This is a genomic window from Binatus sp. (SeqCode), from assembly GCF_036522015.1.
Lineage (GTDB): Bacteria > Desulfobacterota > Binatia > Binatales > Binataceae > Binatus.
This window is the reverse complement of the sequence record NZ_DATDGQ010000006.1, coordinates 1-11,557: the sequence shown is the minus strand read 5'-3', so window position 1 is coordinate 11,557 and position 11,557 is coordinate 1. Positions and strand designations below refer to the sequence as shown.

Genomic DNA, 11,557 nt, shown 5'->3' with positions numbered 1-11,557 from the left:
AGTGCGTCGACGACTGGTCGCAGGGGCTGCCGCTGGCATACGCGCAAGAGGTCGCCGCCTACTGGCGCGACAAGTACGACTGGCGCGCGCGCGAGGCTCGTCTCAACCGCTTTGCGCAATTCAGGACGAAGATCGACGGCCTCGGGATTCACTTCATCCATGTCCGATCGCCGCACGCCGACGCGCTGCCGCTCGTGATGACGCACGGATGGCCGGGATCGATCGTCGAGTTTCAAAAGGTAATCGAGCCGCTGACGAACCCGACTGCGCATGGCGGCGATGCGGCCGACGCGTTTCACGTGGTCTGCCCTTCCCTGCCGGGTTACGGTTTCTCGGACAAGCCGGCGAGCAACGGCTGGAATGTACAGCGCATCGCGAGCGCATGGGCCGAGCTGATGCCGCGGCTTGGCTACAAGAGGTACGCCGCGCAGGGCGGCGACTGGGGATCGATCGTCACGACCTGCATTGGAATCCAGGACCCTGGCAACTGCGTCGGTATTCATCTCAACATGCCGATCGCGATGCCCGATCCGGCGACGATGAACGATCTCACTGAGAGTGAAAAGTCGGCAATCGCGGGCATGCAACACTATAATGATTGGGATTCGGGCTACTCGAAGCAGCAGAGCACGCGGCCGCAGACGGTCAGCTACGGCCTGACCGACTCTCCCGCCGGACAGCTCACGTGGATATTGGAAAAGTTCTGGTCGTGGACCGACTGCGACGGCAATCCGGAAAACGTGCTGACGCGGGACGAACTGCTCGACAACGTGATGCTCTACTGGCTGCCGGCCAACGCCGCGTCTTCGGCCCGCCTCTACTGGGAAAGTTTTCGCCGCACTTTGACGGATCCCGTGACGGTCCCGGTCGGCTGCTCGATTTTCCCCAAAGAAATTTTCCGCACGTCGAAACGATGGGCCGAGAAAAGATTTGCCAAGCTCGTCTATTTCAACGAGTTGAGCAAGGGCGGACATTTCGCCGCGTTCGAGCAGCCCGAAACATTCGTCAAGGAAGTCCGGAACTGTCTCAGGCTCATGCGCGAAGGCTGACGACAGAACTTGCGGCCGTCGGGCATGCGGTTGCAACCCGTCAGACTAGTGTGGGGCAAGCCAATTCGATAAATCTGGATTAGTGCCCTGAGCCCGTGCGAGAGATGCCCCTTGAGTGATTTTGTCTCACCGTTCGATGTCGCAGCGCATCTTGCCGCGATCATCGCCTCCTCCGATGATGCGATTGTCAGCAAGACTCTCGAGGGCGTCATCACGTCCTGGAATCCGGGAGCACAGCGCATATTTGGATACACTCCGGAAGAAGCAGTCGGACAGAACATCAGGATGATCATCCCGGCCGATCGATGGGCTGAAGAAGACGAGGTTCTCGCTCGCATCGGGCGTGGGGAAAGAGTCGATCATTTTGAAACAATTCGTCGGGCGAAAGACGGACACCTGCTTAACATCTCACTCACCGTTTCGCCGATTAAGGATGCCAGCGGCAGGATTGTCGGCGCCTCGAAAGTCGCGCGCGACATAACCGAACGCAAAAACGCTGAACGAGAACGCGATCGCCTGCTGGCCTTGGAGAAAGAGTCGCGCCGGCAGGCCGAGGAGGCCAACCGCCTCAAGGACGAATTCCTGGCGGTCGTGTCGCACGAGCTTCGATCGCCGCTGAATGCGATTACCGGCTGGGCATCGCTGCTGGTGATGCGCCCACTCGACGATCAGACGAGGCACGCGGTTGATACGATTCTGCGCAATGCACAGACGCAGACCAAACTCATCGCGGATCTGCTCGATGTGTCACGGATCGTTTCGGGTCAGCTCCGCCTCAACGTTCGCCCCTTACAGCTTGTCTCGGTGATCGAGGCGGCGATCGAAGTGGTGCGGCCCAGTGCCGATGCCAAGTCAATTCGCATAGAGACGGCACTCGATCCGACAACGGGATCGATAGCCGGCGACCCCGACCGCTTGCAGCAGATTTTCTGGAACTTACTGTCCAACGCGGTGAAGTTCACGCAGAGCGGCGGCCGAGTTTATGTACGCTCGCGGCGAATGGACTCTCACGTGGAAATCGTCGTGTCCGACACCGGCAAGGGAATCGATGCGAAGCTGTTGCCCTTCGTCTTCGAACGCTTCCGCCAGGGCGACAGCAGCACGACTCGTGAATACGGCGGACTCGGGCTGGGATTGGCGATCGTGCGTCATCTCATCGAACTTCACGGCGGAGTGGTCAGTGCGCACAGCCAGGGAGCGGGTCGTGGCGCCGACTTCACGTTGCAGCTTCCAATAATGGCCCGAGCGCAGGAGTCGGTTGAATCCGATGTTCATCGGCGGGTCGGTGGACACTTATCCGGCAAGGTTCCGTCGCTTGCTGGATTGCGCATCCTGGTGGTCGATGATGAACCGGATGCGCACGAGATCGTTGCGGCAATTCTGGGCGAAGCGGGCGCTGAAATCGCCACCGCGTCAGGTTCCCGCCAAGCCTTCGATCTGGTCGAACGGTGGAAACCCGATCTGCTGATCTCGGATATCGGAATGCCCGGCGAGAGCGGCTACGACCTGATCCGCAAGGTGCGCGCACTTTCAGCGGACAGAGGCGGCCAGATTCCCGCGATCGCCCTCACTGCATACGCTCACATGCAGGATCGTCTCAAAATACTGTCCGCCGGCTTCCAGATGCATGTGCCCAAGCCGATAGAGCCGATCGAGCTTGCGACGATCGTCGCCAGCCTGACGAAGAGACTCTGACGATTTCCGCGGGCGGGAACTCGATCGCAATCAGGAACGGGCGGCTCGTCGTTCGCGTCGAACCGTCGAGTCCTATGCGCCTGGTGTGGCGACAGAAGGAAGTAGCTGCTTGATCGCCTCCACCAGGCGATCCGGGTCAACCGGCTTGACCATGCAGACCTGGAAGCCGTCGGCCAGGGCGCGTTTGCGATCGTGCGCGCTTCCGAGTCCTGTCAACGCCATCGCGATCATTTCGTCGCTGGGGATAAGCTCGCGAACTCGGCGGACCAGCTCGAAGCCGTCAACCGACGGCATGCCGATGTCGCTGAGCAGGACTTGCGGAGTCGAATGCGCAATCGCGGAGAGCGCCTCCTCAGCGGACGCTGCGGTCCTGGTTTGAGCGCCGTATTGCCGCAGTAGTTCAGCCAGCACTTCGCGAGAGTCCTCCTCATCATCGACCACCAGTATCGACACTCCTTCTAGCTGCAGCGGTCGCGTAGCGGTCTGACCTTGTTCATCGCCGGCGGTTACCGCCTTCGCGTCCCTGATCGGCAGTCTCACCGAGAAGCTGGCGCCCTGACCCGCACCGGCGCTGGTCGCTTCCACCGTGCCAGCGTGGAGCTCGACCAGGTGGCGCACGATCGCCAGGCCCAGTCCCAGGCCGCCATGCGCGCGAGTGCTGCCGCTATCAGCCTGGCTGAATCGGTCGAACACATGCGGCAGGAAATCCTGAGAAATCCCCTGGCCGGTATCGAGCACCGTCAGCGCGAGCTCGCCATCATGCCGTCCCATGCTAACCGTGACCCGGCCGTCGCGCGGCGTAAACTTGATCGCGTTCGAGAGCAGGTTCCAGACAATCTGTTGCAGCCGATCCGCGTCGCCGCTTATTTCGTCGGAATCCGCCGTCCTCTTATACTCAAGCGCGACGCCCTTGGCGTCGGCGGTCGGGCGCACCGCAGCAACGGCAGCCTCGACGACGGCGCTCATTCTGACGGTTCGGAAAGTCAGGTTTATCTTGCCCTGCATGATCCGCGAGACGTCGAGGATGTCGTCGATTAGCGCCGTCTGCAGGTGCACGTTGCGCTCGATCGTCTCCAGCGCCTTCGACGACTTTGCCACGTCGAGCTTTTCGGAACGCAGCAGATGAACCCATCCCATGATCGCGTTGAGCGGATTGCGCAGCTCGTGCGATACGGTCGCGAGAAATTCCTCTTTCATCCGGCTCGCCGCTTCGGCTTCCTGCAGCGCGTGATGTTCCGTATCGATGTCGGTTGCCGCGACGATCCATCCGGCCACATTTCCCGATTCCTCGAGCTGCGGAACTGCCCGCATCAGGAACCATCGGTACTCACCGTCGGTATGCCGCCGCAAACGAACCTGGTTCTCCGCCGAACACTGGTTGGCGGTCGAGAGTTCCCAGTCTGCTTTGAGCGTCGGTCGATCGTCGGGATGCACGAATTCAAACAAGCGTTCGGCGGGGACCGCCATGGTCGCCTGGATCCCGATGTAATCGACGGCGCGCTGGTTCCAGTAGTAGAACGTCAGGTCGGCGCGCGCGACCCATACGGATTGCGGCAGCGCGTCCATCAGCGAGCGAAAGCGCAGCTCGCTGCGACGCTCGAACGCCTCGCGCTCGCGTTGACGCAGCAGCGCGCTCTGCCGTTTGATCATCTGTTCTTTCTGGTGCAGGTCCACGAAGACCGACACCTTCGAGCGCAGGATTTCAGGATCGAAAGGCTTGAGCAGAAAATCTACGGCGCCGCGCGCGTAGCCGCTCGCCACGTCGGCGTTGCCAATCGGGACTGCGGTCAGAAAGATAATCGGAACTCGGGCCGCGCTTTCGCGCTGGCAGATCACTTCGGCGGTGCGCAGTCCGTCCATTCCCGGCATCCGCACGTCCATCAGGATGACCGCGAATTCCTCGTCGGCCAGTTTCTCCAGCGCTTCTTCGCCCGAGGTCGCGCGCACCAGTCGCTGGTCGAGCTGGTCGAGGATTGCCTCGAGCGCCAGCAGATTCGCCGGCCGGTCGTCCACCAGCAGGATGTTTGCCTTGACGCCGGCGCCCACTGGTATCCGCTCGAGACGCGATGCTTGCTGTAGGGTTTTCATTTCACTAATCCGAGCCTCATCATCCGCACTATGCTCGAGATCGTCCACACAAACGCCTGGGATTCCTGCCTACACCGATGCCTGGAGTGGCGATCCTCCAGCCCAGATCCGAATCAGTTCGACCAACTGCCCATCGTCGATCGGCTTGGCCAGGTAATCCGACGCGCCCGCCGCCATGCAGCGCTCGCGATCTTCCTTGAGCGCCTTGGCCGTCACTGCGATCATCGGCAGCCAGCGCTTGGCAGGATTCGCGCGGATCAGGCGCATCGTTTCGTAGCCGTCCATCTCCGGCATCATGATATCGATGAGCGCGATGTCGATTTCCGGATGACGCTCGAGCATCACGATTCCCGCGCGGCCGTTTTCCGCGTGCAGCGTCTTCATCCCGTGCCCTTCGAGCAGGCTCCTGACGGCGAAGATGTTGCGCGGATCGTCGTCAACGATCAGCACGGTCTTGCCCTTGAGGCTGTCGAGCGTTTCAGCGGATAGCCGCGGCAGCGGCGGCTCCGCGGCGAGGAAATCACGCACCGCGCCGGTCGTCTGCGCCACCTTTTCTTCGATCTGATCGACCAGCCGCGCGTGGGCCTCTGCGTCGTCCTCGCGCGTCCCGAACGATTCGACTTCCTTGCCATAGCTGACGGGCATGTAGAGCGTGAAGGTGCTGCCTTCGCCGGGAGTGCTCTCGACGTGAATCTCTCCGCCGAGTGCGCGCGCAATCTCGCGGCTGATGGAGAGACCGAGACCGGTACCGCCGTAACGCCGGCTGGTGCTGCCGTCGGCTTGTTGGAACGCCTCGAAAATCAGTCGCTGTTTGTTCTTCGCAATTCCAATTCCCGTGTCGATCACCGACAGGGCGAGGATTTTTCCTGGTCCCTTGAGCGCGTCGCTCTCGAAGTCGCGGCGCGACTCGACCATCTCCATGCGGAACTTAACCGAGCCGCTCTCGGTGAACTTGATCGCGTTGGCCAGCAGGTTTCTCAGCACCTGCTCGATTCGCTGGCGGTCGGTACGAATCTCTCCGCTGACGCCCGACGCCACTTCGATCGAGAAGCCGAGTCCTTTTTCCTCCGCCAGCGGCCGGAAACTGCGCTCGGCGAATTCGACCAGCTCGGCGGTCTGCAGCTCGCGGACCTCGATCGCCATCTTGCCCGCCTCAACCTTCGAGAGGTCGAGAACTTCGCTGATCAGCTTCAACAGGTCGGTGCCCGAAGAGTAGATCGTGCGCGCATAGTCGAGCTGCTTGTCGCTGAGGTTCGCCTCCTTGTTGTCGGACAGCACCTTGGCGAGGATCAGCAGGCTGTTCAACGGCGTGCGCAACTCGTGCGACATGTTGGCGAGGAACTCGGACTTGTACTTCGACACCAGCGCGAGCTGCTCGGCTTTTTCCTCGAGCGACTTTCTCGCCTGCTCGACTTCGCGATTCTTGATTTCGACCTTGGTGTTCTGTTCCTCGAGTTGCTTGGCTTTTTCTTCGAGCTCCAGCGCCTGCCGTTCGAGCGCGGTGTTGGTGCTCTTCAGAGTATCCTGCTGATGAGTCAGCTCTTTGGACTGGTTCTGCAATTCCTGCGTGAGGCTTTGCGACTGCTGCAGCAATTCCTCGGTGCGCATGTTGGCCATGATCATGTTGAGGACGACGCCGATGCTCTCCGTCAGCTGATCGAGGAAGATCTGATGGATCGAGCTGAAGGCGTTGAACGACGCCAGCTCGATCACGGCCTTGACCTCGCCCTCGAATAGAATCGGCAACACGATGATGTTGAGTGGCGGCGCCTCGCCGAGGCCCGAGCTGATATGGATGTAGTCGTGCGGCGCGTGCGTCACCAGGATGCTCTTCTTTTCGAGCGCGCACTGGCCGACCAGGCTCTCGCCAATATGGAATCGATTCGCGACGCCCCTGCGCTCGCGATACGCGTAGGTGTTCGTCAGCTTCAGCAGCGGAGCGCCTTCCTCGCTATCCATCAGGAAGAACGCGCCCTGATGCGCCGAAACCAGCGGCGTCAACTCCGACATGATCATTCGCGAAACGGCTTCGAGGTTCTTCTGGCCCTGCATCATGCTCGAAAATTTCGCGAGGTTGGTCTTGAGCCAGTCCTGCTCCTGGTTCTTCTGCGTGGTCTCCTTCAGGTTCACGATCATCTGGTTGATGTTGTCGGAGAGCGCCGCGACTTCGCCGAGTGCCTCGACCTTGATCGATCGCGTCAGGTCGCCCTTGGTAACCGCAGTCGCGACGTCGGAGATCGCGCGCACCTGGGTGGTCAGGTTTCCTGCAAGTTGGTTGACGTTGTCGGTCAAGTCGCGCCAAGTTCCGGCCGCCGCTGGCACGCGGGCCTGACCGCCCAGTTTGCCTTCGATTCCGACTTCGCGCGCGACCGTGCTGACCTGGTCGGCGAAGATACTAAGAGTCTCAGTCATGCTGTTGATGGTATCGGCCAGTGCCGCGATCTCGCCCTTGGCTTCCACACCGATCAGCTTCTGGGTGAGATCACCGTTGGCGACTGCGGTCACGACTTTGACGATGCCGCGGACCTGCGTCGTGAGGTTCGACGCCATGAAATTGACGTTGTCGGTGAGATCCTTCCACGTGCCGGCGACGCCGGGGACGCGCGCCTGGCCGCCGAGTTTTCCTTCGACGCCGACTTCGCGCGCCACCGTGCTGACCTGCTCGGCGAAAGTGCTCAGCGTGTCGGTCATGTTGTTGATCGTGACGGCAAGAGCTTCGACCTCGCCGCGCGCATCGACGACAAGTTTTTGTTTGAGGTCGCCGTTGGCGACTGCGGTAACGACCTTGACGATACCGCGGACCTGGGTGGTCAGGTTCGACGCCATGAAATTGAAGTTGTCGGTCAAATCCTTCCAGACGCCCGACACGCCTTTGACTTCGGCCTGTCCGCCGAGCTTTCCTTCGGTGCCGACTTCGCGCGCGACGCGCGTAACCTCCGCGCTGAATGAGTTCAGCTGATCGACCAGGGTATTGATGGTGGTCTTCAGCTCGAGGATCTCTCCCGCGACGTCGACCGACATTTTCTTCGACAAGTCGCCGTTGGCGACTGCGGTAACGACCTTGACGATACCGCGGACCTGGTCGGTGAGGTTGCCGGCCAGCGCGTTGACGTTTTGAGTCAGGTCCTTCCAGATGCCCTCGACACCTTCGACTTCCGCCTGGCCGCCGAGTTTTCCGTCGGTGCCGACTTCGCGGGCGACGCGGGTAACTTCCGATGCGAATGACCGCAGCTGGTCCACCATGGTGTTCATGGTGTTTTTCAGTTCGAGGATCTCGCCTTTGGCATCGACCGAGATTTTCTTCGAGAGATCTCCCTTCGCGACGGCGGTCGTGACTTCCGCGATGTTTCGGACCTGGGCGGTCAGATTATTCGCCAGCAGATTGACGTTGTCGGTCAAATCCTTCCAAGTGCCTGCGACGTTCGGCACTTCGGCCTGCGCGCCAAGTTTTCCTTCGACGCCGACCGTTTTCGCGACGCTGGTGACCTGCTCCGCAAAGATCGCGAGCGTCTTCGTCATGCCGTTGAGGGTGTCGGCCAAGGCCGCGATCTCGCCCTTGGCTGCGACTTCCAGTTTTGGAGACAGGTCGCCGTTGGCAACGGCCGTTATGACCCGGACAATGCCGCGGACCTGCGTAGTGAGGTTCGACGCCATGAAATTAACGTTGTCGGTCAGGTCCTTCCATACGCCCGACACGCCGCGCACTTCCGCCTGGCCGCCGAGTTTTCCTTCGGTGCCGACCTCGCGCGCGACGCGGGTAACTTCCGATGCGAACGAGTTGAGCTGATCCACCATCGTATTCATGGTGTCTTTCAGCTCGAGGATTTCGCCCTTCGCATCGACAGTGATCTTCTTGGACAGGTCGCCTTTCGCGACCGAGGTGGTAACTTCGGCGATGTTTCTGACCTGCGCGGTGAGATTGTTCGCGAGCAGATTGACGTTGTCGGTCAAATCTTTCCATGTGCCCGCGACTCCCGGGACTTCCGCCTGCGCACCGAGTTTTCCTTCCACGCCGACGGTGCGCGCCACGTCGGTAACCTGTTCGGCGAACAGGCCCAGCGTTGCGGTCATGCCGTTGATCGTGTCGGCCAAGGCCGCGATCTCGCCGCGCGCGTCCACGATCAATTTTTGCGACAGGTCACCGTTGGCGACTGCGGTCACGACCTTGACGATACCGCGAACCTGGGTGGTGAGATTCGACGCCATGAAATTGACGTTGTCGGTCAGATCCTTCCAGACGCCAGACACGCCTTTCACTTCGGCCTGGCCGCCGAGTTTCCCCTCGGTGCCGACTTCGCGTGCGACACGCGTAACTTCCGCGGAGAACGCTCGAAGCTGATCCACCATCGTGTTCATGGTGTTTTTCAGTTCGAGGATTTCGCCCTTAACATCGACGGTGATTTTCTGCGACAAGTCGCCGTTGGCGACCGCGGTTGTGACGGTTGCGATGTTTCGCACCTGGTCGGTCAGGTTGCGCGCCAGCACGTTCACATTGTCGGTGAGATCCTTCCAGGTGCCCGACACGCCTTTGACTTGCGCCTGGCCGCCGAGCTTGCCGTCGGTGCCGACTTCCTTGGCGACGCGGGTAACTTCGTCGGCGAACGAGCTCAGCTGATCGACCATCGCGTTAACCGTGGTGCCGATGCGCAGGAACTCGCCCTTGACCGGCTGGCCGTCTATTTCGAGCGCCATTTTCTGGCGCAGGTCGCCTTGCGCGACCGCACCGATAACGCGAGCGACCTCAGTGGTCGGCTGCACCAGGCCGCCGATCAGCGAATTGATCGAATCTTCAATCTCCTGCCATCCGCCGAGCGCCCCCTTCACCGTCGCACGCTCGGTCATTCGCCCCTCGCGCCGTACGGCTCTCTCGACCCGGATTATTTCGCTGGTGATCGCTTCGTTGCGCTCGACGACGGCGTTGAATCCGGCTGCGAGCTGATCGAGCAGCCGGTCCTTGTGGGTGACCTTGAGCCGGACCGAAAAATCGCCCTGTCCGGCGGCAGTCAATGCCTTGATCAGATTTCTGAAACGCCGCTCATCCGACTCGTCGTCGAATCCGCGATGTCCGTTTCGCCGGGCTTTGCCATTGGTCTTGGTTCCGGCGAGGGCTTCGTTGTCTGCCATCTGGCCCGAGTCGTTCGACCTCTGACTACGGTTCGAATCGTTCAACTCCACTTGGTTAGCTCCTCACGAAAGCGGATAGCGTTCCAATTCACAGAAAAAAGAAGCGAGCAGGGCGCAATTAGAAGAGGAGGGGGTCTGGAAACTTCCAGACTTGGAGGACGAGGGACTGCACCCTGCTCGACGAACTACCGACATTCAAATCTCCCCGACTTCGGCCGGCCACAAAAACAATGTCCACAAAGGGAAAAAGCAGTTAGCAGGAAGCAGAAAACGTGCCAGCAGCGGTGGTGGATGATGAAAGCTAAGAAATGCTGCTTAAAAATTGATTTATCTTCATATAAATAAGTAATCCGAGATCGATGAAATCTCCTGGATTGTTACTTTTCTGAAAAAAATTCCCGAAGTTTTTTCACAGTTCACGACTTTTATCGACCGCTTAGCGTTGAACGCCTTCGCTCTGATCGGGTTCATCGTTTGCTCAACCAATATGGGTCCGCGCATCCGTAAACTGCTGAGCCGCGCTGTCTTTTTTTTAGAGGTACTGATCGCGGCGCTGTACATATGCGTCGTTCTCTTAAGTCCGTCGGAGGCGGCCGGGAATTCGCCCCCCGCCCGAGATCGGCGTGCCGTTGGATTCACTAAAGACGACGGACCTCCATGATTCTTTCAACGAGATCCGCGGCGGGCATCGTCACGAAGCGATCGACATCATGAGGCCTCGCGGCACGCCGGTTCGCGCGGTGGCCGACGGCGTCATTCGAAAGGTTTTCATCAGCCGGCGGGGAGGACTAACGATCTACGAATTCGATCGTGAGGGAGCGTACTGTTTTTACTATGCGCATCTGGATCACTACGCTGATCAGATCTACGAAGGTGGGCCGGTCGCGCGCGGCGATGTGATCGGATACGTCGGCACGACGGGGGATGCGTCGCCGGACGCACCGCAACTGCATTTCGCGATCTTTAAACTCGGGCCTGACAAGAAATGGTGGAAGGGCGAGGCGATCGATCCCTATCCAATACTATTGCGAGCCGTGACCAGTTCCGAATCTGTCTGGGTTCTTCAGGAGCGCGGGTGCCCGTACGGCTGCAGTACTTTCTCGAGGGCGGCCAGCGAGGCTCGATTCTCGGCGAGCTGACGTTCGAGCGTGCTGCGCGTCGTGCCGTCAACATCGCGCAAAGCTTTTTCATAAGCGGCGATGACGTCCGTGGCATCCTCGCGGCACCATTCGACGACGCCGGTGTCGCCTTTGCTCATGACGACGCTCAAGTCCATCGCGGTCCGATCGATGAAGCCGCCGACGCTGCCGGATTCCTTGCCGACCTTCTCGCCTTCCCCGCCCAGGCGTTTGCGCTCGAGATTCAATTCGTCGGCATCGCGTCGGCGCGCGGCTTCCTGCTGTGTGAAGAATTGAACGAGCTTCTCCTTGCCGACATCGGCAGCGGCTCGGCGATAACGCTCCGCGCTGTCCACGCAGATCTTGACGAGGTTATCGAGGGTTTCAAGTTTAGTCATCGCGATCCTCCTGCTGATGCGGAATTATCTTCGGTACTTTTACCGCGGTAAAACTTTCTCGACATAGAAAAGAAAGAATTAGTTC

6 protein-coding genes are annotated in these 11,557 nt (G+C 60.1%); 3 read left to right on the top strand and 3 right to left on the bottom strand.

What is annotated here, in order from left to right; genetic code table 11:
• Positions 1-1,049 (top strand): epoxide hydrolase family protein (locus VIW95_RS00405; RefSeq protein WP_331582860.1); only part of this gene is annotated, 1,049 nt, incomplete at its 5' end.
• 111 nt (positions 1,050-1,160) lie between these two features.
• Entirely contained in the window at positions 1,161-2,744 is a 1,584-nt protein-coding gene (locus VIW95_RS00400; protein ID WP_331582857.1) for a PAS domain S-box protein, read from the top strand.
• Between the two features lie 72 nt (positions 2,745-2,816).
• Here the strand turns inward: VIW95_RS00400 and VIW95_RS00395 are convergent, their stop codons facing one another.
• Positions 2,817-4,832 carry a hybrid sensor histidine kinase/response regulator gene (locus VIW95_RS00395; protein WP_331582855.1) on the bottom strand — a complete coding sequence of 672 codons (2,016 nt, stop codon included), beginning with the start codon at positions 4,830-4,832 and terminating at the stop codon, positions 2,817-2,819.
• Positions 4,833-4,901: 69 nt separating this feature from the next.
• Positions 4,902-9,956 carry a HAMP domain-containing protein gene (locus tag VIW95_RS00390; RefSeq protein WP_331582852.1) on the bottom strand — a complete coding sequence of 1,685 codons (5,055 nt, stop codon included), beginning with the start codon at positions 9,954-9,956 and terminating at the stop codon, positions 4,902-4,904.
• Positions 9,957-10,585: 629 nt separating this feature from the next.
• Here VIW95_RS00390 and VIW95_RS00385 point away from each other — a divergent pair.
• A complete protein-coding gene (locus tag VIW95_RS00385; protein ID WP_331582850.1) occupies positions 10,586-11,095 on the top strand; it encodes a M23 family metallopeptidase in 510 nt (169 codons plus the stop codon).
• Here the strand turns inward: VIW95_RS00385 and VIW95_RS00380 are convergent.
• Entirely contained in the window at positions 11,020-11,472 is a 453-nt protein-coding gene (locus VIW95_RS00380) for a PA2169 family four-helix-bundle protein (protein ID WP_331582848.1), read from the bottom strand. The genes VIW95_RS00385 and VIW95_RS00380 overlap by 76 nt on opposite strands.
• Positions 11,473-11,557: the final 85 nt, after the last annotated feature.

What these genes read in the sequence shown, in the direction of transcription:
- VIW95_RS00395 (WP_331582855.1), bottom strand. Translation starts at nt 4,832, where the DNA reads ATGAAAACCCTACAGCAAGCATCGCGTCTCGAGCGGATACCAGTGGGC.
- VIW95_RS00390 (WP_331582852.1), bottom strand. Translation starts at nt 9,956, where the DNA reads ATGGCAGACAACGAAGCCCTCGCCGGAACCAAGACCAATGGCAAAGCC.
- VIW95_RS00380 (WP_331582848.1), bottom strand. Translation starts at nt 11,472, where the DNA reads ATGACTAAACTTGAAACCCTCGATAACCTCGTCAAGATCTGCGTGGAC.